The organism is Pleomorphochaeta caudata (genome assembly GCF_055395745.1).
The window spans coordinates 1,291,365-1,316,587 of sequence record NZ_AP042458.1; the positions used below are offsets into that span (position 1 = coordinate 1,291,365).

Below are 25,223 nucleotides of genomic sequence, written 5' to 3' on the forward strand. Positions count from 1 at the left end.
TTTGTTTACAATTCCCAATCTTCATCTTTAGAAAAGAAATCATCTTCGAAGTTGTTGCCATCAAAATCGTCGTCGTCAACATCAACTTCTATTTCGTCTAACTCATCTTCGTAATTCTCATCATCGCCGAATAAGAAATTATCATTGATTAAGTCTTCATCGTCAGTTATATCATCTAATAATTCATCATCATCAAAGTCCCCAACTGGCGGAGCGTCTAAATCTTCGATGAATTCTTCATCATCAAAATCTAAATCATTGAAGTATCTATCCTCTTCAAGATCTAATTCATCATCGAATTCGTCGCGTTCCATACTTTTATCTCCATTATTTTATTAGTCTCTAAAATTATGATAAATTAGTAGTATAAACTCGTCAATAAATAAATGATAAATTTATTGAATGATTTTGTTGTTTTATGCATGAAATGATTGAATTTTAAAAATATTACATAAAAGTGAAAAAAAAGTTTTTTTTGTAATCTTTTTAGTATAGAATTGTATTATAAATATAGTATGTTTTTTATATAGGAGAATTTATGAAAAATTTAAAGAAAATTACTGTTACACTATTTGTTTTAATATCTACCTTAATTATGTTTAGTGCCTGTTCTACTACAGTTACTGTATCATATTTAAAACCAGCAAAATATGATTTGACTCAATATAAAAATCTAGCAATTGCATCAATGGGTGTTGAAACAGTTCCTCCTTTTTCAGGTAAAATGGTAACAGTTCGTTATGATGATTTTGAAGATGTTTTATTCTCTGGATATAGTAGAAGAATTGCAAGTAATGTTGCTGAAGATTTTACAGATAATCTTTATATTGATTTATATAAAACATCCTATTTTAATATAATTAAACCTGCTATTACTGATGTATATATTGATAGTTTAAAATTTGGAGTTAATTCTTTAGATAAACTTAGAAATTTAGGCATTCAAGCTTTATTAGTAAGTCAAATAGATGCTTTTAATTATCAAGAATATCCTATAGTTGGTGATTATAAATTAATAGTTAACCCAGCATATGCAACAGATCCAACTCAACCACAATATATAGAATCTACTGAAAGAGAAGTTACAATTATGCAACAAGCTATTGTAAGTTATAGTTATAGAGTAGTTGATATAAATACTGGTGAAATCTTAGCATCAAATTCATTTAGCCAAACAATAGATAATGAAGTAGATTATAAAGATAATTTAGTAAATCTTCCTTCAATGGAAAACTTATATAAGAGAGCTTTATTAATTGGTGAAAAACAAATCGTAAAAGATTTGTCCCCTCAATTTATTTCAACTCATATTACTTTAAAGAAAAATAAGAGTGGTAACCCATATTTTGATGCTGGTATGAATGCTGTTAATCAAGGTGCATTAAAGGTTGCATATGATAACTTTAATAAGGCTTGGGACTCTGCAGATATGTTTGAAGCTGGTTATAACTCAGCTTTATTACTCGAAGCTTTAGGAAATAGAGATGCAGCTATTGCAAGAATGAAAGAAGTATATAATTATTATAGCAATGTTGATGCCTACAACCAAATCACTAGAATGGAAAAATATAGATATAGTGATGATGTAGCTCAAAATCAAATTAATAATTAGGAATATTATGCAGAAGAATGAAATTTATGTTATAGAAAATGCTGATGCAAAAAGTGTTTTTGAAAATTTTAAAGGAGATGGAAAAATAGGAATTATTGATTTTTCAAATTCTTTAGTTGTTTTTCCAACTCCTACAATTGTTATTAAGAAATATAAATCAACAAAAGTTGATAATGCATTTTCTCAGATAAAAAGATGGGTCAGTAGTGAAGCTTTTGATCAAGTCTTTGTTATTGATGGATTGAACTACTTAGAAAAGGATTTAGTTTTTAATTGGCTTTTTGATCATAAAAGTGTTAAAGGCTTTCCCTCTTTAATAGTATCTGGAAGTGAAATAAAGCCCTTTTGGAACGAAATTGGGGCACAATTTCTTAGTTAGATAATCTTTGTTTAGTTTTCTTATTAAAAACACAATTTTAGGGCTATTAATTTTATTAATAGCCTATTTTTATACTTCTTTACTTTTATTCTTCACTTTATTGACAAATTAGGATATACTTTGTTTATGGGTTTTATAGATTTTCATACACATATACTTCCTAATATTGATGATGGAGTTTTAGATTTTGAACAAGTTGAAAAGATGCTTGAAGTTTATTCTCAAGCAGGCTTCTCAAAAATTGTGTGTACTCCTCATATCTATAATCCTTATGTAAGAACTAATATAGCTGATATTAAAGATACCTTTAATAAGGTAAATGATATAGCTTCTAACTTTAATATAGAATGTATTATTGGTTCTGAGTATTACTATTTTAATCAATCAAGAATTGTTGGGATTCCAATTGCTTCAAAATATCAATTGGTAGAATTACCAACAACTTTACCACCTAATGGTTATATTGATAAATTTAGTGCTTTGATAAAAACTGGGCTTAGAATAATATTAGCCCATGTGGAAAGATACCCATATTTAAAAGCAGGATCTGCTGATTTAGATAAACTTAGAGATATGGGTGTATATATTCAAGTTAATGCTTCTTCTTTAGCTAACAATAAAGCTATTGAATATGTTGAAGGAGAAATAGCAGATATTATTGCTACTGATAATCATGGTAATTTTAAATTGCCATTAATTTATTTAGAGCAAATTGGAAGATATCCATATCTTGTTGAAAGAATGGAAAAAATAATAATTTAATAGTTTGAGCCGAAGGGGGATTTAACATGTTATTAAACATGTCCATTGCAAATTTTAAATCTGTAAAAGATACCCAGACGATTTCGTTTGAAGCCTTAAGAGACAAAAGATTTTCTGATTCGAAAATCTTTCAAGTTAATGATACGCTTAGTTTAATAAAAAGTGCTGCTATAATTGGACCTAATGGAGCAGGAAAAAGTTCATTTGTACGTGCTTTAGAATCGTTAAAGAGTATTATTTGTGCCAGTGATGAAGTGGAGAATCCATTACAAGTACTCTCCGGTACTAGTTTTGCTTATACAAGAGAGAAGAATACACCTTGTACAATTACCATTAGGTTTTTATTGGAAAAAGGGAATTTAGATAATATTGATGAAGAACCTTCTATTATTGGTATTTATTCTTTTTCTGCTAATAATAAAAAGATTACTCATGAATCATTATATTTTGTTTTCAACAGAAGTAAAAAATTAATGTTTGAAAGAAGTGAAGTTGTTGATCCATTAGCTGATGAAGACTCACCAATTTCTTATAAATATCGCTTCGGTAAAATGTATCGAGGAGAGAAAAAGAGATTAATTAAAAAGATTGATGAGAAACATTCTTTTTTAAGTTCCGCTGCAATCAAAGGTAGTGAAACTACAACACCAGTAAAAGAATGGTTTGAAAATAATTTAAATATTTTACCTATGGGTGTTTCTGCTATTAGTGAGAAATACATTATGGATCAAATTACTGCTCATCCAGATTGGGTTCAACAATTAATAAATTTCTTATGGGCTTTAGATATTACAGATATTAAAAATATTCAAATAATGAATAATAGATTGGTTTTCTCTCATACTAATGTAATGCAGTCTTATGCTACATATTATTCTTTAGAGAGCTTATCACTAAGAAGACTTTGTTTAATTGGTATTGCTTTCTTTGAAAGCTTTATTCAACCAAAGACTATTATTATTGATGACTTTGGTATGTTATTACACCCATATGTTTTAAAACATATAATAGAAATTTTTGAAGATTGTAATAAAACAACATATTCACAATTATTAGCTGTTGATTGTAATCCCGCATTATTAATTCCAGGCTTATTAAGAAGAGACGGTGTTTATTTTGCACAAAAGAATGAAAAAAGTGAAACAGTATATTATTCCTTAGCAGATTTCAGATTCTCAAGAAGTAGAGACTTAACAAGTGAACAATATATGCATGGAGCTTTTGGTGCTCTTCCTTTATTAAGTGATTTCTATTTTATAAATAAAGAAGAAGAGGAGGAAAAATAAGCTATGAATAAGAGAAAAAGAAAAAACAATTCACCAAGAAAAACTATGTTGATAGTATGTGCAAGCGAAAAAGAAGCTTTATTTTTCTCCCAAGTAAGAAAAGATGCTAGATATTCAAATCTTAGTGTTGAATGGGCAAAAGATGTAACTGATTTAGAAAAGTTAATTTCATATACTTCTAGAAGAAAAATGCATGGTAAATTTAGTGAAGTGTGGTTAGTATTCTCATTTGAAGACTTAGATATTGATGTTAAGAGGGTAAAAGAATTTATTCCAATTGCAAAGAAAAAGAAAGTAAATCTTTGTTGGAGTAATCCTGGAATTAGTCTTTGGTATTTATTCCATTTCAGATCAGCTAATGGTTTAATTAATGATAGTTCAAGTATTGTTAATGCAATTAAAAAAGAAATCCCTGAATTTGAAGATACAGCAAAATATCTTAGAACTACTGGTTTAGACTTTTATAAAAAGATTTGTGTAAAAGATAATGATGCAAATAGAAATGCTAGATCTTACAATGAAGCGGTTGAATCTGTTTTAGGATTACCGGCTATAAATTATATTAATTTACATTTGGCTATAATTGAGAATTGTGGTAAAGCTAACTTTACGCAGAACCAAAGAACTATTGGAATGTAATTTAATTTTTAACTTATAAAACTATTTTAGAAAAACTAAGATAGTTTTATTTTTTTAAGGAACATATATGAATGAAATCTTAAAACAATGCGATGGATATAAGAGATTAAAAAGCTCAGAACCTTTATATGATTTATTAGAACCTTATTATCATATGGAAAAAAGCATGCCTGTTTTGTGTGCAACACCTTGGAAAATGGTACATGAAGTAAAAAATGATGTTGCTGTTTTGCTTTTGCATGGATATACAGGATATCCTGGGGAGATGATATTCCCTGGTCAAAAACTATATGAGGCAGGGTTTGATGTTTATTGTCCTAGATATCCTGGTCATGGTGTTGGAAAAAAAGATTTTTTAAATACTAATGGTGAAGATTGGTTAGCTACAGCAAGATCATCAATTGGATATTTAAAGAAAGAATATTCTGATGTTTATGTAGTTGGACACTCAATGGGTGGTTTAATAGCAACAATAGTAGCTAAAGAATTTGATGTTACAAAATTAGCTTTAATCGCTCCTGCTTTTGCATTAAAAGGCTTTAATAAAACAAAAGTATTACTTTTAAGATTATTTAAAGATGAAGTAGTACAACCTTGGAAAATGGATAAAGATTTTTGGGGAATTTGTGAAAGAGATGAAAAGGATGATGCATTTTTAGGAGAAAATTATTGGTCATATATAAATTTGAATATGATTTTGGAGTTAAATAAGTTAAGAGAGACAGCTCTAAATAGTTTAAATAAGATTAACTCAAAAACTATTTGTATTTTAGGAGAGTATGATTCTTCAGTAGATAATAAAAAAATTAATAAATTTTTGAAATCTAAGGTTAAAAGTCCTTTAGAAATCTTAGAGATTGAAGGGGTAACTCACCTTTGCCAATATTACAAAGTTAAAGAAAAAAGAGATTTATGTAACGATACTATTGTTAAATATTTTCTTGATTAAGTAATACAAATGGAGTATTAGTAAGTGGATTATTTATAAATTGACTATTAAGGTTAAAATATTTTTTAATATTCTCTTTATTTATTACTTCATTTGTTAAACCTTGAGTAATTATATTATTTTTTATTAATACAATTTCATCACAATATTGCAGAGATAAATTTATATCATGCAAGGTTGTGATAATTGTTAAATCTTTTGTATTTACTAAATCTTTTAATAAATTCATAATTTCAATTTGATGCAAAGGGTCTAAATTAGCTGTAGGTTCATCTAATAGTATTATTTTAGTTTCTTGAGCTAGAGCTCTAGCTATTACAACTTTTTGTAATTCTCCACCACTTAATTGAGTTAAATTCTTGTTTTTTAAATTATTAATTTTTAATAATTCAATTACATTATTTATAATTGGATTATTTTGTTTATTAAAATCAGAATATAAATATCTAGCTAAATTAATATATTCAATTACACTAATGTTTGGAATTTGTTTTGAACTTTGTTCTACATATGCAATTTCTTTTGCTAAATTATCTCTACTAAGGGTGTTTATATCTTCATTATTTATAAATATAGAATCATTTTTTACTTTAAGAAGTTTTAAAATTGTTTTTAACAAAGTTGTTTTTCCACATCCATTTGGGCCTAAAATTCCATGAAGTTTTTTTTCATTAAAACTTAGGCTAATATTTGAAAAAATTTGATTGTTTGGATATTTAAAATCTAATTTACTAATATCTATACTCATAGTGTATTTGCCTTTGTTTTTCTTAATATATATAAGAAGAATGGAGCTCCAAATAGAGAGGTAATAATCCCTATAGGAATTTCAGTATTAGCGATTGCAGTTCTCGCAATTACATCACATAAAAGGGTAAAAATTGCTCCTAGATAAAGAGATAAGGGAAGGACTGTTTTGTGTTTTATTGAAAACACTAGTTTTACTATATGTGGAATTACAAGTCCTATAAAACCAATAACTCCAGCGATACCTACACAAATGCTTGTTAATATTGTTGTTAATAATAGTATTATTACTCTTTGTTTTTTTACATCTAAGCCTATAGATAATGCTGTATCATCACTAAGTAGTAAAACATCTAGTTCTTTAGTTTTTGATAAAAGTATTACTATTAAAAGAAGCATTATTGGTAAGGTATAAAGAATTTTTTCATAAGAACTTAAGCTAAAACTTCCCATTTGCCAAAAGATAATATTTTGTAATTTATCTCTATTGAAATAAAGAAGTAATGAGTTTAAGGCAGAGAAAAAGAAATTGATTGCTAATCCAGATAAAAGAAGTATTAAAAGGGAAGATCTATTTTTCCCTGCAAGAGTAAAAATTATAAAAGCACTTAGTAGAGCAAAAATTGAAGCAAAGAAGAAAGTGCCCCAAATTCCATTAAAATATTTTAACAAATTAAAAACACTAGCAATTGTTACACCTAATGCAGCTCCTGAGGAAATTCCTAATAGATATGGTTCTGTAAGAGGGTTTTTAAATAGTGTTTGAAATATTGCCCCAGAAATTGCTAAACTCATGCCTACAATTAAAGCACTTATTGTTCTAGGTATTCTTAAATTTAATACAATAAATTTATGTGTATCTGAAACCTTATCACTTTTTGTGAGGATAGATATAATTTCATTTAATGGAATTTTTACACTACCTTTAGAAATTGATAAAAAGATTATTATAATTCCTAATACAATTAATAAAGATAGTATTATTATATTTTTATTCTTCTTTAAATTCATTTGGATATATTATTTTTGCAAGTTCTAATAAACCTTGAGCATTTCTAACGCCTTGTCGATCTAGAAGATTGTTATCTATCTCGTAAACATTATTTTCTTTAACTGCGGTTAGAGAAGAATAAGGTTTAGTGTTTATAAATTGATTTTTAGAATCATAGTATTTTGAAACTATTACAATGTCAGGGTTAGCATCAATTAATTGTTCTAAACTATAATTCCAACCTTTAACATCGTTTGCAATATTATTAGCCCCAATTAAATTAAACATTTCTCCAATAAAAGTATCTCCTCCTGCAGTAAAATCACCCCATTCTCCAAATCCTAAAGCATAATATACACTTTTGGTTTCTAAGTTTTCAGTTCTTTTTATAATTGAGTCGATAAGGGTTCTGTTTTCATTTATAATCTGTTGAGCTTGATCTTCTTTGTTAATTAATTCTCCAATTGTTCTTATTATATTAAATGAACCTTCAAAAGAGTTATCATTATAGATGGCAATTGATGGAATTCCTAAATTAGTTAGAGTTTCTAATAGTTCATTAGGGCAATGAGCTGATCCAATTACTAAATCAGGTTTTAATTCTATAATTTTTTCAATATTTGGATTTGTTATGTTTCCCACACTATCAATAGTGGAAACTTTTTCAGGATAATCACAATAATCAGTTCTGCCAACTAATTTATCAAAATCTAATGCACTAATTATTTCAGTAATATTTGGGCCTAAGGAAATAATTCTAGAGGGATTAATTGGGATTTCAACATGTCTATTATAAGAATCAATAAATTCTATACTTGTTGAAGGATTAAAATCTTCTTTAGTGCCTGCACTAAAAACAGAAGAAATTGATAGCAAAATAATTAAAAAGAGTAAAATTCTTTTTTTCATAAAAATATCTCCTCATAGGAGACTTTGGCCATAGCCTAAAGTCCAGTAGGTTATGCAAAAAATAATGGTCTGACTTTAACAGTAGCTGGTCTGTAAGGATTTTCACCTATTTCATATTTGCGTTTTTATTATAGATTAATAATCATAAGTTAATAAAGTGATAAGAGAATAATATTTATTAAATTCATATTAAAATAAAAGATATGGGATTCTATTAATAATTTATATTAACCTTTATCGATAATGTTGTTTCGATTGTTGCCATTATTATTAAATTCTAGTAATCTTACGTTAAACGTTTTTGATTAAAGGAGCTCTTAATTATATGAGTGTTAGAGTACGTTATGCACCATCTCCAACTGGTTTACAGCACATAGGTGGAGTTAGAACTGCATTATTTAATTATTTTTTTGCTAAAGCTCAAGGTGGAAAATTTCTACTTAGAGTTGAGGATACTGATAGAGAAAGATATAGTGATGAATCTTTAGATGATTTATATCAAACTTTGAAATGGTTAAACATTGAATGGGATGAAGGTCCTGTTGTTGGTGGAGAATATGGTCCATATATTCAAAGTGAACGTTTTGATCTTTATCAAAAGTATGCCAAGATGTTAGTAGAAAAAGATATGGCATATTATTGCTATTGTACTCCAGAAAGATTAGAAAAAGTTAGAGAAGAACAAAAAGCTAAAAAGAGTTCTACCCAAGGTTATGATCGTCATTGTAGCCATTTAACTAAAGAAGAAATTGCTGAATACGAAAAACAAGGAATTAAACCTGTTATTAGATTGAGAGTTCCAACTGAAGGAAAGACTACTTTTCATGATGTATTAATGGGTGATATTACTAGGAAAAATAAAGATATTTCTCCTGATCCAATTTTATTAAAGAGTGATGGTTTTCCAACATATCATTTAGCTAATGTTGTAGATGATCATTTAATGGGAATTACTCATATCATGAGAGCACAAGAATGGATTCCATCAGGCCCATTACATGTTATTTTATATAAAGCTTTTGGTTGGGAACCTCCAATTTATTGTCATTTACCAATGGTAATGGGTAAAGATGGTCAAAAACTTTCAAAAAGACATGGATCAACAAGTGTAAGGGATTTTAGAGAAAAAGGTTATTTACCTGAAGCTTTAATGAACTATGTAACTTTAGTTGGTTGGTCTTATGATGATAAGAGTGAATTCTTTACAAAGGAAGAATTAGAAAAAGTATTTGATATTAATAAAATTCATAAAGCTCCTGGTGTATTTGATTATAAAAAACTAGATTGGTTTAATGGCCAATATATTAGAAAATTAAGTGATCAAGAACTTAAAGAAAAAGTATTACCTTATTTAGTTAAAGAAAGTTTTGTTGATAAAGAAATTACTGAAGAACAAGATAAAATTCTTAATGATTTAATACCTTGTGTTAAACCTAGATTAAAAGTTTTATCAGATATTGTTGATTTATCACGCTTTTTATTTGTTGAACCTGAAATTGCTCCAAAAGAAATGTTTGTAGCAAAGAAAATGGATTTAGAATCTTCTACTGAAGCTTTAATTAAAGCATATGCAGTTTTGAAAGAAGGTTTAGATAATAATATAGATTTTGAGGAAATTGAAAATAGCATTAGTGATATAGCAAATGCAATGGAAGTAAAAGTTAATGGTGTATTTACTCCATTAAGAGTAGCATTAACCTCAAGTACTGTAAGTTTACCTATGCAAGATACTGTGAACTTATTAGGAAAAGAAGAATGTTATAAGAGAATTGAAAGAGCTATAGAAATGCTAAAGGGAGAGTTATAAGATGGCAGCAGTAACAATGGATAAAATCGTATCATTATGTAAGAGACGTGGTTTTATTTTCCAATCAAGTGAAATATATGGTGGATTAAATGGAGCTTATGATTACGGTCCATTAGGTGTTGAATTAAAAAATAACATCAGAGATTTCTGGTGGAAAGAAATGACTCAAATGCATGATAATATCGTTGGTATTGATGCTTCTATCCTTATGGCTTCAAAAGTTTGGGAAGCTAGTGGTCACGTATCAAACTTTAGTGATCCTATGGTTGACTGTAAGCAATGTAAGAGCCGTTTTAGAGCAGACCAAATAGATTTAAATGCTCCTTGTCCAGTTTGTGGCAATAAAGATAGTTTTACAGAACCAAGAAATTTCAACTTGATGTTTGAAACTCATATTGGTGCAAATAGAGATGCTTCTTCAGTAGTTTATTTAAGACCAGAAACAGCTCAAGGTATTTACGTAAACTTTAAAAATGTTGTTGCATCTTCTAGAGTTAAAGTTCCTTTTGGTATTGCTCAAATTGGTAAATCTTTTAGAAATGAAATTACTACTAAAAACTTTATTTTCCGTTCATGTGAATTTGAACAAATGGAAATGCAATTCTTTGTAAAACCAGGTGAAGATGAAAAATGGTTCCCTTATTGGAGAGAACAAAGAATGGCTTTCTACGATAAAATGGGTATTAAAAAAGATCATTTAAAATGGCATCAACATGGTAGTGATGAATTAGCTTTCTATGCTAAAGATGCATATGATATTCAATTCTTATTCCCAATGGGATGGCAAGAATTAGAAGGTGTACATAGTAGAACTGATTATGACTTAACTCAACACACAAAATTCTGTGGTAAGAAGCAAGATTATTTGGATCCAGTAACTAATGAAAGATATATTCCTTATGTAGTAGAAACTAGTGCAGGTTTAACACGTAACGTATTAATGGCATTATGTGATGCTTATGAAGAAGAAGAAATTGATGGAGATACAAGAACAGTATTACATTTCCATCCTGCAATTGCTCCTGTAGAAGTTGCTATATTACCTTTAGTTAAAAAAGATGGTATTGCAGAGATGGCTCAAGATCTTGAAAAAGAATTAAGAGCTGATTTTAAAACTTTCTATGATCAAAGTGGCGCTATTGGTAGAAGATACAGAAGAATGGATGAAATTGGAACTCCATATTGTATTACTTTAGATTATGACACTAAAGAGAATGATACAGTTACTTTAAGATTTAGAGACTCAATGGAACAAGTAAGAGTTGCAAAAAAAGATTTAGTAAAAACTATTAAAGAAGCAACAAAGAATTATAAGAGGAAATAAGATGAATAGTGCTTTACAAACATTACAAGATAGAGGGTTTATTAAAGCATGTACAGATATAGATGCTTTAAGTGATTTGATGGACAAAGAACAGGTTAAGTTCTATGTAGGTGTAGACCCAACAGGTAAAAGTGTTCATGTTGGACATATGGTACCTTTCTTTGCTATGCATCATTTACAAAATGCTGGACACCTACCAATTGCTTTAGTTGGTGGGGGTACAGGAATGATTGGAGACCCTTCTGGAAAAACTGAAATGAGAAAGATGTTAACTCCTGAACAAATCCAATCAAACTGTGAAAGCATAAAAAAACAATTAGGTACTGTTGTTGACTTTGGTGATCAAAGTAATAGTGATAAAGGCCAAGCAGTAATGTTAAATAATGCTGATTGGTTAACTAATTTGAATTATATTGATTTCTTAAGAGAAATTGGTAGACATTTTTCAGTTAATAGAATGTTAACTTTTGAATCATATAAACAAAGATTAGAAAGAGGTTTATCTTTTATTGAGTTTAACTACCAATTATTACAATCTTATGACTTTTTAACCTTATATCAAAAAGAAGGTTGTCGTCTTCAAATTGGTGGAGATGATCAATGGGGTAATATTGTAAGTGGTATTGATTTAATTAGAAAAATAGAAGGTGCAGAATGCTATGGCTTAACTTTTAACCTAATTACTAGAGCAGATGGTAAGAAAATGGGAAAAAGTGAAAAGGGTGCGGTATTCTTGGATCCTGAGCTATATTCTCCTTATGATTTCTATCAATATTGGAGAAATGTAAATGATGATGATGTAATCAAATTTATGAAATTATTTACTTTCTTAAGTCTTGATGAAATTGCAGAATATGAAAAACCTAATGTTAATATTAATGAAGCAAAAGCTAAACTTGCATATGAACAAACAAAAATTGTTCATGGACAAGAAGAGGCCGAAAAAGCAAAAACTGCTGCAAAAGCTATGTTCAGTTCAAATGCTCCAGCTTCATTATCTCAAAGAGAAGGTATGCCTAGCTTAGAAATTGAAATGGATAAATTAAAGGAAGGTATTCCTGTATTAACTCTTTTCTCATCAACATCTTTAGCTTCTTCAAATAGTGAAGCAAGACGTTTAGTAACTGGTGGTGGGGCTGTGATTAATAATGAAAAAATTACTGATCTAAAGTTCATTGTAACTGATAAGTTATTAGATGATGAAGGAGAATTAATTTTAAAAGCAGGTAAAAAACGTTTCTTTAGAATTATTGTAAAGTAAATTAAAATTAAGATTTTAATCTTAATTAGATAAAGGAAGGTAAAAATGGCAAAAAAACTTTTTACATTTTGTTTAGTTTTAGTTTTAGTTAGCTCAACAATTTTTGCTCAAGCAGAATTTGAAAAAGCTGACCAGGCAAATAAATTAAATGTTGAACTTGCTGTAATGGCAGGTCCAACTGGATTCTCTAGTGCTAAGATCACAAAAGATAACGGTAAAATTAATTCTGATGTAATAGTTAATACTAGCGTATATGCATCTCCAAATGAAGTTGTTGCAAAATTGACTAATGGAGATGTTGATGTGGCAGCATTACCTACAACATTAGCTGTAGTTTTATATAATAAAGGTGTAGATATCAAGTTAGCTGCAGTAATAGGAGAGGGGATGTTAAGTGTAGTATCTTCTTCTTCAAATTGGAGCAATACAAAGATTCAAATACCTGGAGGCCCAGCTTCTTCACCAAATCAAATTGCAAGTATGTTGATTAGTGAAAATGGACTAAAAACAGAAGATTTCGATATTGATTATAGTATCACATCTTCTGCTCAATTAGCTCAATTATTAATTGCAAATAAAGCTGAGACTGCATTATTACCTGAACCTTTTACTACAATGGTTTTATCAAAGAATCCTAACTTAAAAGTTGTTCTAGATGTACAAGATGTTTATAAAACTACAACAGGGGTTGATAATTATCCAATGACAGTTTTAGTTGTACAAAATAAATTTGCACAAGAACATCCTCAAGCATTAAAAGCAATTTTAAGAGCTTATAAAGATAGTGTTGCTTATGTTTTAGCTAATCCTAGCGAAGCTGCTAAGACTATTGAAGCTACAAATATTATGCCATCTGCAATGGCTGAACCAGCAATTCCAAATTGTAATTTGGTTTACAGCGATATGGAGAAAGCAAAAGAACAAGTATCTTCATATTTTGATTTATTATATAACTTTAATCCTAGTTCAGTAGGTGGACAAATACCTGATGAAGGATTCTATTTATAGAAAATGAATAAAAGTAAAAAAGCCTTAATTAAAACATTTGTGATAATATTTGCTATTTTATTATTTTTTGTAATTTGGCAAATAGCGTCAATGGCATTAAATTCTCAAATATTATTGCCATCAGTTCACGCTGTTTTATTGAGGCTTTTTACATTGTTTGGAGAAAAGAATTTCTTATATGATGTTTTAGCTACAGTTTATAGAGCTTGGTTAAGTTTCTTTATAATTGTGTTCTTTGCAACAATTTTTGGAACTTTGGCAGGGCGATATAAAGCTTTAGGATGGTTCTTGACTCCAATATTAACTGTTTTAAAAACGACTCCAGTAATGAGTGTTATCTTATTAGCTTTTATTTGGTTTAAAACTGGTACTGTTCCTGTTTTTTCATCTTTTCTAATGGGTTTTCCTGTGATGTTTATGGTAATGGAAGGTGCTGTAGAACATTTAGAGAAAGAAATGGATCAAATGTGTTATCTCTATGGTTTTACTAAAGCTCAAAAATTAAGATATTACATAATTCCAACTTTATCTAAATCTTTTTCATTAGGCGCAAAACAAACTCTATCAATGGTTTGGAAGGTTACAGTTGCAGCCGAAGTATTAACAATTCCAAAATTTGGTGTTGGTGCTAAAATGCAATTTGCTCAAATTCAATTAGAGACAGCTGATGTTCTAGCTTGGACATTAATTGCTATTCTTTTATCTGCCATTGGAGATTTTATCTTTCATCTAGTTGAAGATATAATTGTGTTAACATCTAGGAGAATAAAGGAGAAAAAGGCAAAATGAAAATTGTTGATTTATCCTTTTCATATTCTTCTTCATTAATATTTGATTATTTCAATTTAAATGTCGAAAGTAAATCTATTTGTTCCATTGTTGGCTCTTCTGGATGCGGAAAAACTACTTTATTAAAGTTAGTATCAGGACTAGAAACTCCTTTAAATGGTCAAATAATAAAAAGTGAAAGTGAAATTGGCTCTGTAAGTTATTTATTTCAAGAACCAAGATTATTAAAAAGCCAAACAGCTTTTAGTAATATTGATATTATTTTAAAAAATTCAATTCCTAACACTGCTGAAAGAAAGGATAGGGTATTATATTATCTTGAGAGAGTAGGTTTAATTGACGATAGAGCAAAATATCCGCATCAATTATCAGGAGGGATGAAACAGAGAGTTGCAATTGCTAGAGCCTTTGCTTATCCTTCTCATTTAATACTTATGGATGAACCAATGCAAGGTTTAGATATTAGCTCAAAATATGATGTTTTAAATTTATTTAAAGAATTATGGGATAGTGATCCAAGAACTACCTTATTTGTTACTCATGATTTAAGAGATGCTTTGATAATGGGAGATAGAGTTGTTTGTTTAGGGGATCCAAAAGGACCTAAATTATCAATTGATGTTAAAGATAAAAAGTTATTAACAGATGAAAAGATTGGTTATTATGAAAATCAAATTCTTAAAGCAATATTAGAATAAAAAAGCTCGGTTATGAAATAATCAAAACCAAGCTTTTTTTACTTTAAATTTATTCTCTTGTTATTAACGAGGGGATTTAAAATTTAATTATTATACTCTTGTTTCCCATAAACCATGTAAGTTACAGTAAGCAAAAGCAGCTACTAATTTATCTCCATCAGCTAATGCAAATGTTGCCTTAGGTGCATCAGAAGGAGTTAAATTTTTTCTTTGTCCGCCATGTTCAGTTTGGATATAAATCCAAGTGATATAATGCTCTTCTGTCATTGGATGAGCTACAGAACCAACTTCAATAGTTACATTGTTTCCATCTATTTTTACTACAGGAACGTGTTTTTCGTTGGCTGCATCAACAGTATTTGGTTCAAGTTTTGTCATTTTTTCTCCACAGCATACTACTGGGACACCTGAGTCATGTACTTTAGCAATAATGTTGCCACAATGTTTACAAATGTAAAATTCTTGTTCTTTCATTTTTTTTCTCCTTGTTTATTAATAATAACATAAATTCTAACAAAATCAATATCTATTTACTAATGATATTAATTATTAATTAACACTAAATACTAATTAAATCAAGTAGTTTTTTAAAAAAAATCTACTTTTGTGTAAAAAAGTTTGATATTTTATCTTTTTAAGGGATATTATACATATCCTTGGGCTAACATAGCTTCAGCAACTTTTAAGAATCCTGCAATATTTGCTCCATCAGTAAAATTATTATGAGTGCTATATTTATCTGCTGCATAGCTGATTTGTTTATAAATATTTTTCATAATATCTTGTAATTTTGTATCAACTTCTTCTTTGCTCCAAGGAATGTGTTCACTATTTTGACTCATTTCAAGTCCAGAAACTGCAACCCCGCCGGCATTTGCAGCTTTTCCTGGAATAAACAATATTGGGCTTTTTAGTATAAGTCTATGGGCTTCAAGTGAGGTTGGCATGTTAGCGCCTTCTGCAATTAACTTTATTCCATTTTTTATTAAGTTTTGCGCATCTAAAAGATTTATTTCATTTTGCACTGCACAAGGGAAGGCTAAATCAGCTTTAATATTCCATAATTCATTGAATTTTTCCTTGCCTGTTCTTTCAATATAAATTGAGTTTGGATATTTTTCTTTGTATTTGATTATTCTTTCTCTTTTTACATTTTTTAGAATTTTAATCCATTCAAGTTTTTCTTTAGTGATTCCTTCTTTATCAATAATTATTCCATTAGAATCACTTATTGAAATTACTTTTCCTCCTAATTGGTTTATTTTTTCAATTGTGAATTGTGCAACATTGCCGGCTCCTGATACTAAGCAGGTTTTATTATTTATAGAGTCTTTTTCTGCTTCTAATACAGCTTGAGTTAAGTAAATTAATCCATATCCTGTTGCTTCTGGTCTAATTAAGGAGCCACCAAAAGAAAGTCCTTTTCCAGTTAATACTCCAGTAACTTCAGTTTTCATTCTCTTATATTGACCAAACATATAACCGATTTCTCTACTTCCAACACCCATATCTCCTGCAGGTATGTCTGTATTCTCTCCAATATGTTTAGAAAGCTCTGTCATAAAACTTTGACAGAATCTCATTACTTCATTATCACTTTTTCTTTTTGGATTAAAATCTGACCCTCCTTTACCACCTCCTAATGGAAGTCCGGTTAAGGAGTTTTTAAAAACTTGTTCAAATGCTAAAAACTTTAAGATTGATAGATTTACTGAAGAGTGGAACCTAAGGCCTCCTTTATATGGTCCTAAGGCACTGTTTTGTTGAACTCTGTAGCCTCTATTAATTTGTAATCTTCCATTATCATCAACCCAGGGAACACGGAATATTATAATTCTTTCTGGTTCTACTAATCTTTCAAGAATTTTATGGTATGTGTATTGAGGTTCATACTCAATTACAGGATCTATGGATGTTAAAAATGCTGTTACAGCTTGATGAAATTCTTTTTGCTCAGGATCTTTTTGAAGTACATAATTTAGAATTCTTTGAGTTTCTTTGTTCATTACAAATTTCTCCTATCTTTCTATCAAATAACTAACTACCTCACATATACATTATAAAATCATTTAAATAAGGGGTAAAGGAATTTTTATAATGAGTAATTTTTAACTCTTTTAACTTATAGGAATAAAAAAAATTCTTTAACACAAATGTGAAAAAGAATTTTTTAATAAGATTAAAATTATAATTAAAATTGTTTAATATATTTTTCTTTTAATTTTAAAATATTTTCTTTGAAAGGAGGGTAGATAACCCCTTTTTCAGTAATAATAGCTGTAACATTTTGGTGAGGTGTAACATCAAATGCTGGATTATATACATCCATTTCTAATGGTGCAATTTGAGTATCTCCTACAAAAATTATTTCTTTTTTATCTCTTTCTTCGATTGGAATTTCTGCACCAGTTTCAATTGTAAAATCAATTGTTGATAAGGGAGCGGCACTATAGAACGGAACTCCATAAGCTTTACAAATAACTGATAAGCCAAAACTACCTATTTTATTACAAACATCACCATTTGTTGCAATTCTATCAGCTCCAAGGACAACTAAATCAATTTTACCATCTCTTATTAGTGTTGCAGCAGTACTGTCTGTAATAAGTTTGCTTGGGATTTTTGCTTGAGTTAATTCCCAAGCTGTTAATCTTGCTCCTTGAAGGCGAGGGCGTGTTTCATCTGCATATACAAAAATATTTTTATTAGCATAGAATGCTGATTTTATTACACCTACTGCAGTACCCCATCCAGCAGTTGCCAAAGCTCCTGCATTGCAATGAGTTAAAATATTTGCATTTTGAGGTATTACACTTAAACCGTTTTCTCCAATTGCTTTATTGGTGGTTATATCTTCTTCTTGAATTAGTATAGCTTCATCTTTAATAATATTTAGTAAGTTTTTAGTTTCTTTATTGTCTTGATAAACTTTGAGCATTCTATCAATTGCCCATTTTAAATTAATTGCAGTAGGTCTTGCATTTTCAATGAATTTACAAGCGGTAAGAAATTTTTCTTCATCAGAAATAAATTCTTTTAAAGCAAAATATACTCCATATGCTGCACTAGCACCAATTGCAGGAGCTCCTCTAACAACCATATCTCTAATTGCAAATTCAATATCTTTATAATCTTTTGCAACAAAGATTTCAAACTTTACTGGTAGTAATCTTTGATCTATTAATAAGAGTTCATCATTTTTAAATTCTAAAGTATTAAAAGCTTCTTGCATTATTTGTCCTCTTTGTTTTTAGATAATAATCTATTCCATCTAAGTTTTGTTTTTTCCATTGCTAAATCTATGTCTAATGTTAATAGTTTTCTATTTTGCATTAGCATTTCACCTTTACAGAAAACTGTATCTACATCGCTTCCTTGAGCACTATATACAACAGCAGAGAATGGATCATTAATTGGAGTTAAATGAGGCTTATTTGTATCAATTAAAATAATATCAGCATCTTTTCCAACTTCTATTGTTCCTACTTTATCATCGATTGATAAAGCTTTAGCTCCACCTAGTGTTGCCATTTTAATAATATCATAAGGAGTTGTTGCAATAGGGTTTAAAGTACTTACACAGCTAATCATTGCTGCTAAGTGCATTTCTTCCATCATGTTAAGATTATTATTTGAAGAAGCGCCATCAGTTCCTATAGCTACATTAACATTAGCATTTTTAAATTTAGCAATAGGAGCTATACCACTAGCTAATTTACAGTTGCTACTTGGGTTGTGAACAATGCTAATACCTTTATCACTACATAGTTTTATTTCATCATCACTTAGATAAACTCCATGAGCTAGTACAGATTTTATTCCTTTTAATGCATTGTTTTTCTCTAGATACATTAATGGAGTTTCCCCAAATTCTTTTAAGCAGTTATCTACTTCAGTTTTGGTTTCGCTCATATGAGTATGTAAATCTCCACCTCTTTCAAGAATCCAGTCTCTTGCAAATAGATAAGTTTCTAAAGGGGTAGTGTATATAGCATGAGGGGCTACGTTAAATTTTATTAATCCGTTTGCTTTGCTTAAATATTTATCAGCTATTTTATTGCTTGGATTAAATCTTTCTTTGTTATCTTTTAAAGAACCAAAGAGAGTCATTCCAATATTTGCTCTCATTTTTGCTTGATAAGTTGCTTCGCAAGTTTGTTCCATTATGAAATACATATCATTAAATGCTGTACAACCTGTGCTAATCATTTCTGCTAGAGCAATTTGAGAAGCCCAGTAAATATCTTCTTCTTCTAATTGTGCTTCAATTGGGAAAATTTCATTAAGCCAAGACATTAAATCAGGAGCGGTATCCTTATAGTTTCTCATGAGCCCCATAGAAGTGTGGGTATGAGCATTAATTAGAGAAGGCATACAAATCATATTTGTAGCATCAATTTCTCTATCAGCATGGAACAAAGGATTGTCGCTGATTTTTCCGTTTTCAATTTTTATATCTCCTCGATATGACTTATTTCTTTCTGTCATATCGAGAATTAATGCATTTTTAATTAATGTGTTCATAACATTAAGAATAACCGTTTAATGTTATAAAGTCGATGATTTTATTAATTTATTAACAAAAATATTATTTTTTAATCAAATTTCTTTTAATTTTTTTAGTACTAGTCATTACCATTGGTTTATCAAGAATTGTAACTTTTCCAATTTTTTTGTAGCCACTTAATTCTTTGTTAACTGTTTTAATAACTTCATCTATTTCAACATCAATTTTTTCAACTTTGTTTTTGAAATATTCTTCATTAGGATAAATAACAGCTTCAATACATTCAGCAGGTACATTTTTCTTTTCTTGATAACCTCTAACTAAAATTTGATCAATTTGTGGATGAAGTTGGAATAAATCTTCAATTTCTTCAGGATAAACATTTTTTCCACCTTCAGTTACGATAATATTTTTAGCTCTACCTTTAAGATATAAGTAATTATCTTTATCTAGATAACCTAAGTCTCCAGTTTTTAAATAACCATCTTCAGTAAATAGTTTTTTTGTATTTTCTTCATCTTTATAATAGCCTTGGCAGATATTTGGTCCTTTTACTACAATTTCACCAACACCTGTTGTATCAGCATCAATTATTTTGGCATCAACTAATCTAAAGATTTTTCCAACTGATTCAATTTTGAATTTAGAAATTGGATTTAAAGCTAAAATAGGGCTTGTTTCTGTTAAACCATAACCTTGAATAAAATCTAAACCAAGTTGTTGATATTGTTTAAATACTTTAGGAGAAAGAGGACCTGCACCACAAATTAAAATCCTATTATGAGCAAAACCAACTTTCGATAAAAGTTTTTTGTTAAAGAACCCTCTAAGAGGATTTGCTTTAAAGTACTTTTTAAAGAACCCATTTATAAACATTAAAGTATGAACAAGAGCATTAGTGAAGAAACCTTTTTTCTTAACTTCTTTCATCATACCTGCTAATATTTTATTGTATAGAAGAGGAATTCCCATAAAGACTGTAACTTTACCTCTAGTTAGGTCATTTATCATTCTTGAAACAATAATGCCATGACCAAATACACATTCACATCCAAAAGTAATTGAAACTAAAAGAACAGCAGTACAGCAGTAGCTATGATGTAAAGGTAGTAATGCATATAAAATATCAGTTTCATCTAGTTGTAAGAATTGTTCATCTTTTGCTTGGAAAACATCACTTACAATATTTTTTTGTGAGAGAACAGCACCTTTTTCATTTCCTGTTGTTCCGCTTGTAAATAATATAGCAGCAATATCATCTTCATTGCCATTTTCTGCTGGTAATATTTTTTTAGCTTTACAATTCATCATAGCTTCATAATTTTCACTTTTTCCTGTGAGAGTCATACAAAGTGCAAATGATTTTAGATATGTTTCATCATACTTATCTAAAGATTCTAAAACGTTTTTATCAGCTAAAAAGAATTTACAATCACTATAAGAAGATAATTGTTGAACTTTTTTTGTAGTGAGTTGGTTATCTAAAGGAACAACAACCCCACCTGCAAAATTGACACTTAAATAAGCAATTGCCCATTCGATACTATTTTTACCGTTTATAGCAACTTTATCACCTTTTTTAAGCCCTTTTTCTCTTAGATAAGAGCTAATGTTTAATAGATATTCATTAACTTCTTTATAAGTTAGTGAGAAACGGTTAGGTGTAAATTTTGTAAAACAAATTCTGTCTGGGAATTTATCTAATGTGATATTGAAGATTTGTGCTAAAGTTGGCCAATCTCCATTAAAAGTTTTTCCTCTATAAGGATCTAAATACTTGTCCCATGAATATTTCATATTTTTCCCTCAGTTTTAAATACTAATAATATATTGACAATTAATGTTTGTTTTGTCAATAAAAAAACTACATCTAATTGTTTGTCTACAAACAAATAATTAGATAAAATTTTATTTTTTATTTATTATAGGATCATCTAATAAATAGAATATATCAGGGTAAATAACATCAGCATATTTTTCTAAGCCCGCTAAATCATTAGCGCCCCATAACACTCCAACTTTATAACCTGCATTACTATTTCTAGCATATTTCATGTCAGTTATTGTGTCTCCAACCATAGCAACTTGAGAAGGATCTAAATCAAACATATTGCAGAAATGTATAAAAGAGTCTGGTTTAGGTTTTTGTGCTATATCATCATCTTTTGTTACAGTGTAATCAACGAATTCTTGTATTCCCATATATTTAAGAAAAATATTTGCAGATATTCTATTATCAACTGTTACAACAGCAATTTTATATCCTAATTTTTTTAATTTTTGAAAAAGAGCTCTTTGTTTAGAAAAGTCCATTGTTTTAATTTTTTCTTCAATAAAAATATTATTATATTTCATTATTTCTTTGGTACATTTTACTAATGTAGAAGGAAACATTAGGTTTGTTATGCAATATCTGATGCCTTTTTTGGTAATATTATATTTATTATGTGAAAAAATAACACCTGATGCTATTGTGTTTCCATCAGCATCAATGCCTAATAATTTAACTAGATTACGTTTTCTTTTTTCACGTCTTTTTTCATTTGTGTTTTTAAAAGCTTCATCAATTGAATCTTCAATAACTTGATGCCAAACAGAGGCATAATTAAAGAGAGTCCCATCTTTGTCAAAGATGATAGCTTTTAAATCAATATTATTATCCATACCCCCCATAATATAGTATGGTAGCAAAATAAGCTAGTATATATTAAAAATATGTAATTAGTCTTTTGTTATGTCTAAATATAGAATATATTTGATTATATGAAAAATGTATCAAATCAATTAATAAAGCTAACAGATGAATTTACAAATCAAATTGAAAAAGTAAAAGAGAATATTAATGAGGATATTTATATATATAATCCTTTAGTTTATGCCAAAGAAATGATGAATGAATATATAAGAGAATATGCTGTATCTCCTGTAGAAAATCTATTTTTGGGTATGAATCCAGGACCTTTTGGAATGGCTCAAACAGGAATCCCTTTTGGGGAGGTTAATATAGTAAAAGATTATTTAAAAATTAATAAACCTATATATTCTCCTAAAAGAGAGCATCCTAATAGAAAAGTTGAAGGCTTAGAAATTAAGAGAAGTGAAATAAGTGGACTCAGACTTTGGGGTTTAATAAAATCTCATTATAGTGAAGCTAAAGATATGAAAGGACACCTTTATATAGCTAATTACTGCCCTCTATTATTTCTATCGCCTATTAAGACTGCAAGAAATATTACTCCTGATAAATTACCAAAAGAAATAAGAGTCAGGATAGATAGTGTTTGTGATAAATATCTTTTCGATACTATTGATCTCTTACAATGTAAACGCCTTATTGGAATAGGAAAATATGCTGAAAAAAAATTAAAAAATGATAAAATACCATATTACTCAATTTTACATCCATCTCCAGCCTCTCCTCTAGCTAATAAAGGTTGGATAGAGAAAGCTGAACAACAATTGATAGAAATAGGAGCATTTAATGAAACTAAGTGAAAAATCATATGCCAAGATTAATCTACACCTAGCTATTGGTCCAAAAAGGAAAGATAATTTTCATGATATTCAATCTATTTTTGCAAAAATTGATTTATATGATATTATAGAGATAGAAGTTTTTGAAAGCGATTTGTTAGATATTGAGATTAAAGGATTAGAAGCTTGTGAAATAAAAGGGGAGGATTCTATTTCTAAAGCTATTAGACTTTGGTGTGAAAAAACTAAAATTAATTTAAAAATTAAAGTCTTTATTGATAAACAAATTCCAATACAAGCTGGTCTTGGTGGTGGGTCCAGTAATGCAGCTACAGTTCTAAAAATGCTTAATGATTGTTTTAAAGATAGAGCTTTAAAAGATAATGAATTGTTAGAAATTTCTTTAAAAGTCGGTTCTGATGTACCATTTTTCCTTTATGATACTACTTTTGCTTATGTTGAAGGACAAGGTGAGATAATTACTCCCCTTGATGCAGATTTTGATTATGGAATTTATTTGGTAAAACCAAGTGTTGGTGTTAGTACAAAAGGAGCCTTTGATAAATTAGATTCAATTGATAGAAAAAAGTTAACTACAAAAGATGAAATAATTAAGATTTTTTATGAAGGTCTTAGCTCTTGGAAAGAAAATTTTTATAATGATTTTGAATTAGTTGTTAATAGTGAAATTTTATTAGCCATGAAAAGTGAAGAGTCTTGTTTTTCACTTTTAAGTGGTTCAGGTTCGACTTGCTTTTGTGTATATAACAAATTGGATAACTGTTATCAAAAGTTTACTTTTTATAGGAAATTTAAGCATAAAAACTATACTAAGAGTTGTTTTTTCTCAAATATCTAATATAATATTGTTAATACGAAACAAAAAAAGGAGATTGATATGGAAATAACGGAGGTTAGAATTCGTACTGTTAATGGTGATAGTAAGTTAAAAGCTTACGCTACTGTAACCTTTGATAATGAGTTTGTTGTTCATAATATTAAGGTTATCGAAAGTAAGAATGGACTATTTATTGCAATGCCAGCTCGATTAACTGCAAACAATGAATACAAAGATATTGTTCATCCAATCAATAGTAAATTTAGAAATAAATTACAAGATGAAATTTTAGAAGCCTATGAAAAAGAGGCTGAAGAGGAAAAATAAAATAAAAAAATATATTTTTTTTAAAAAAGTGCTAGACAAATTCTTAAAAATGATGTAGCTTTCCTCGTGTTGTTGGGAAGTCGCCAAGTGGTTAAGGCTCTGGTTTTTGGTGCCGGCACCGGGGGTTCGAGTCCCTCCTTCCCAGCCTAATGCCTGCTATAGTTAGCAGGTTTTTTTTATTTTTAAAGGTTCTTTACTTGACCTATAACTGCTATACATATAGTATAGCGACTGACACTAAGTGTGTTTATCCCATGGTAATTGGATCAAGTCCAATGAGAGTATTAGGAGAAAAAAATGTCAAAACATGTTTTTGAAGCAACTCTTCGTACTTCCGATTTTGGAAGTGCCGGTTCTAGACGTTTATTACGCGCTGGAAAAATCCCTGCTGTTGTTTACGGAAGTAAAACAAAACCAATGCACATCGTAATTGATGCACATAAATTTACTTTAGCTTTAAACTCAATTTCAGAATCAACTCTTATCACATTAAAAGTTGATGGAAATGAACATGAAGTTCTAGTTAAATCTTTCCAAGAAAATATCATGACAGATACTGTACATCATGTAGACTTCTATGAAGTAGTTCGTGGTGAAAAGTTACGTGCATTTGTACCTCTAACAATCGAAGGTAATCCTATTGGTTGTAGAAAGAGTGGTATTTTGGATGTTGTTTTACATGAAGTTGAAGTTGAATGTCTTCCAAAAGACTTACCTTCAGATATCAAAGTTGATGTTTCTTCAATTGATTTAAATGGACACTTATCAGTAAAAGACATTGTTGTTTCTGATAAAGTTGAAATTTTAACTGATGGAAATGATACTGTTGCTACAGTTAAAGCTCTTAAGAGTGAAAAAGCTGATGACGCAGAAGAATCTGAAGAAGTAGTAGCTGAAACTACAGAGGAATAATTCT

At 29.1% G+C, this 25,223-nt stretch carries 26 protein-coding genes and 1 tRNA gene; 17 read left to right on the plus strand and 10 right to left on the minus strand.

What is annotated here, in order from left to right; translation table 11 throughout:
* Window positions 1-5: 5 nt before the first annotated feature.
* Window positions 6-314: a hypothetical protein gene (locus ACZ5RS_RS05930; RefSeq protein ID WP_464638376.1), complete on the minus strand. Its 309-nt coding sequence runs from the start codon at window positions 312-314 to the stop codon at window positions 6-8.
* A gap of 224 nt (window positions 315-538) precedes the next feature.
* Between ACZ5RS_RS05930 and ACZ5RS_RS05935 the strand changes: the two genes are divergently transcribed.
* From ACZ5RS_RS05935 to ACZ5RS_RS05960, 6 genes are all read left to right on the plus strand, one after another.
* Window positions 539-1,612 carry a hypothetical protein gene (locus tag ACZ5RS_RS05935; RefSeq protein WP_464638377.1) on the plus strand — a complete coding sequence of 358 codons (1,074 nt, stop codon included), beginning with the start codon at window positions 539-541 and terminating at the stop codon, window positions 1,610-1,612.
* 7 nt (window positions 1,613-1,619) lie between these two features.
* A complete protein-coding gene (locus ACZ5RS_RS05940) occupies window positions 1,620-1,991 on the plus strand; it encodes a hypothetical protein (RefSeq protein WP_464638379.1) in 372 nt (123 codons plus the stop codon).
* A gap of 126 nt (window positions 1,992-2,117) precedes the next feature.
* Window positions 2,118-2,753, plus strand: coding sequence for a CpsB/CapC family capsule biosynthesis tyrosine phosphatase (locus tag ACZ5RS_RS05945; protein ID WP_464638380.1), 636 nt, complete (start codon window positions 2,118-2,120; stop codon window positions 2,751-2,753).
* A 26-nt stretch (window positions 2,754-2,779) separates the two neighbouring features.
* The gene (locus ACZ5RS_RS05950) at window positions 2,780-4,039 is read left to right on the plus strand and encodes an AAA family ATPase (protein WP_464638382.1); all 1,260 of its coding nucleotides are present in this window, start codon (window positions 2,780-2,782) and stop codon (window positions 4,037-4,039) included.
* 3 nt (window positions 4,040-4,042) lie between these two features.
* Window positions 4,043-4,678, plus strand: a complete 636-nt coding sequence (locus ACZ5RS_RS05955) for an RloB domain-containing protein (RefSeq protein ID WP_464638383.1) — start codon at window positions 4,043-4,045, stop codon at window positions 4,676-4,678.
* 67 nt (window positions 4,679-4,745) lie between these two features.
* On the plus strand, window positions 4,746-5,627 hold the full coding sequence (locus ACZ5RS_RS05960; RefSeq protein WP_464638385.1) for an alpha/beta hydrolase: 882 nt from the start codon (window positions 4,746-4,748) through the stop codon (window positions 5,625-5,627).
* Here the strand turns inward: ACZ5RS_RS05960 and ACZ5RS_RS05965 are convergent.
* Genes ACZ5RS_RS05965 through ACZ5RS_RS05975 form a run of 3 tightly spaced genes read right to left on the minus strand, consistent with a single transcriptional unit; the run spans window position 5,608 to window position 8,274 of the window.
* The gene (locus ACZ5RS_RS05965; RefSeq protein ID WP_464638387.1) at window positions 5,608-6,375 is read right to left on the minus strand and encodes an ABC transporter ATP-binding protein; all 768 of its coding nucleotides are present in this window, start codon (window positions 6,373-6,375) and stop codon (window positions 5,608-5,610) included. The two genes, ACZ5RS_RS05960 and ACZ5RS_RS05965, sit on opposite strands and share 20 nt — an antisense overlap.
* The gene (locus tag ACZ5RS_RS05970) at window positions 6,372-7,385 is read right to left on the minus strand and encodes a FecCD family ABC transporter permease (protein ID WP_464638388.1); all 1,014 of its coding nucleotides are present in this window, start codon (window positions 7,383-7,385) and stop codon (window positions 6,372-6,374) included. Before ACZ5RS_RS05970 ends, ACZ5RS_RS05965 begins: the two co-directional genes overlap by 4 nt.
* Entirely contained in the window at window positions 7,366-8,274 is a 909-nt protein-coding gene (locus ACZ5RS_RS05975) for an ABC transporter substrate-binding protein (protein WP_464638390.1), read from the minus strand. Before ACZ5RS_RS05975 ends, ACZ5RS_RS05970 begins: the two co-directional genes overlap by 20 nt.
* Before the next feature lie 325 nt (window positions 8,275-8,599).
* Between ACZ5RS_RS05975 and gltX the strand changes: the two genes are divergently transcribed.
* The 6 genes from gltX to ACZ5RS_RS06005 are packed head-to-tail and all read left to right on the plus strand — an operon-like array spanning window position 8,600 to window position 15,161.
* Window positions 8,600-10,081, plus strand: coding sequence for a glutamate--tRNA ligase (gene gltX, locus ACZ5RS_RS05980; protein WP_464638391.1), 1,482 nt, complete (start codon window positions 8,600-8,602; stop codon window positions 10,079-10,081).
* A 1-nt stretch (window position 10,082) separates the two neighbouring features.
* A complete protein-coding gene (locus tag ACZ5RS_RS05985; RefSeq protein ID WP_464638393.1) occupies window positions 10,083-11,405 on the plus strand; it encodes a glycine--tRNA ligase in 1,323 nt (440 codons plus the stop codon).
* A gap of 1 nt (window position 11,406) precedes the next feature.
* Window positions 11,407-12,666 carry a tyrosine--tRNA ligase gene (gene tyrS, locus ACZ5RS_RS05990; protein WP_464638395.1) on the plus strand — a complete coding sequence of 420 codons (1,260 nt, stop codon included), beginning with the start codon at window positions 11,407-11,409 and terminating at the stop codon, window positions 12,664-12,666.
* A 45-nt stretch (window positions 12,667-12,711) separates the two neighbouring features.
* Window positions 12,712-13,674 (plus strand): ABC transporter substrate-binding protein, encoded by a 963-nt coding sequence (locus ACZ5RS_RS05995; RefSeq protein WP_464638396.1) that lies wholly within the window; start codon window positions 12,712-12,714, stop codon window positions 13,672-13,674.
* Between the two features lie 3 nt (window positions 13,675-13,677).
* Window positions 13,678-14,463, plus strand: a complete 786-nt coding sequence (locus ACZ5RS_RS06000; protein ID WP_464638398.1) for an ABC transporter permease — start codon at window positions 13,678-13,680, stop codon at window positions 14,461-14,463.
* Window positions 14,460-15,161, plus strand: coding sequence for an ABC transporter ATP-binding protein (locus ACZ5RS_RS06005; protein ID WP_464638399.1), 702 nt, complete (start codon window positions 14,460-14,462; stop codon window positions 15,159-15,161). Before ACZ5RS_RS06000 ends, ACZ5RS_RS06005 begins: the two co-directional genes overlap by 4 nt.
* Before the next feature lie 90 nt (window positions 15,162-15,251).
* Here the strand turns inward: ACZ5RS_RS06005 and ACZ5RS_RS06010 are convergent, their stop codons facing one another.
* From ACZ5RS_RS06010 to ACZ5RS_RS06035, 6 genes are all read right to left on the minus strand, one after another.
* Window positions 15,252-15,635, minus strand: coding sequence for a desulfoferrodoxin family protein (locus ACZ5RS_RS06010; protein ID WP_464638401.1), 384 nt, complete (start codon window positions 15,633-15,635; stop codon window positions 15,252-15,254).
* Between the two features lie 170 nt (window positions 15,636-15,805).
* Complete coding sequence (gene gdhA, locus ACZ5RS_RS06015; protein ID WP_464638402.1) at window positions 15,806-17,167, minus strand: NADP-specific glutamate dehydrogenase; 1,362 nt, start codon at window positions 17,165-17,167, stop codon at window positions 15,806-15,808.
* Between the two features lie 185 nt (window positions 17,168-17,352).
* Complete coding sequence (mtnA, locus tag ACZ5RS_RS06020) at window positions 17,353-18,393, minus strand: S-methyl-5-thioribose-1-phosphate isomerase (protein ID WP_464638404.1); 1,041 nt, start codon at window positions 18,391-18,393, stop codon at window positions 17,353-17,355.
* Window positions 18,393-19,685 (minus strand): amidohydrolase, encoded by a 1,293-nt coding sequence (locus tag ACZ5RS_RS06025; RefSeq protein WP_464638406.1) that lies wholly within the window; start codon window positions 19,683-19,685, stop codon window positions 18,393-18,395. Before ACZ5RS_RS06025 ends, mtnA begins: the two co-directional genes overlap by 1 nt.
* A 64-nt stretch (window positions 19,686-19,749) precedes the next feature.
* On the minus strand, window positions 19,750-21,465 hold the full coding sequence (locus tag ACZ5RS_RS06030) for an AMP-binding protein (RefSeq protein ID WP_464638408.1): 1,716 nt from the start codon (window positions 21,463-21,465) through the stop codon (window positions 19,750-19,752).
* A 111-nt stretch (window positions 21,466-21,576) separates the two neighbouring features.
* Complete coding sequence (locus tag ACZ5RS_RS06035; protein ID WP_464638410.1) at window positions 21,577-22,332, minus strand: HAD family hydrolase; 756 nt, start codon at window positions 22,330-22,332, stop codon at window positions 21,577-21,579.
* Between the two features lie 99 nt (window positions 22,333-22,431).
* On the opposite strand from ACZ5RS_RS06035, the gene ACZ5RS_RS06040 reads away from it, so the two are divergent.
* The 5 genes from ACZ5RS_RS06040 (at window position 22,432) to ACZ5RS_RS06060 (ending at window position 25,219) form a co-directional block, all read left to right on the plus strand.
* Window positions 22,432-23,163, plus strand: coding sequence for a uracil-DNA glycosylase family protein (locus tag ACZ5RS_RS06040; protein ID WP_464638412.1), 732 nt, complete (start codon window positions 22,432-22,434; stop codon window positions 23,161-23,163).
* On the plus strand, window positions 23,150-24,001 hold the full coding sequence (gene ispE / locus ACZ5RS_RS06045; RefSeq protein WP_464638414.1) for a 4-(cytidine 5'-diphospho)-2-C-methyl-D-erythritol kinase: 852 nt from the start codon (window positions 23,150-23,152) through the stop codon (window positions 23,999-24,001). The genes ACZ5RS_RS06040 and ispE overlap by 14 nt, the downstream gene beginning before the upstream one ends.
* A 39-nt stretch (window positions 24,002-24,040) precedes the next feature.
* On the plus strand, window positions 24,041-24,307 hold the full coding sequence (gene spoVG / locus ACZ5RS_RS06050; protein WP_464638416.1) for a septation regulator SpoVG: 267 nt from the start codon (window positions 24,041-24,043) through the stop codon (window positions 24,305-24,307).
* A gap of 73 nt (window positions 24,308-24,380) precedes the next feature.
* Window positions 24,381-24,452 (plus strand) — tRNA-Gln (locus ACZ5RS_RS06055).
* Between the two features lie 152 nt (window positions 24,453-24,604).
* On the plus strand, window positions 24,605-25,219 hold the full coding sequence (locus tag ACZ5RS_RS06060; RefSeq protein ID WP_464638417.1) for a 50S ribosomal protein L25: 615 nt from the start codon (window positions 24,605-24,607) through the stop codon (window positions 25,217-25,219).
* Window positions 25,220-25,223 lie beyond the last annotated feature (4 nt).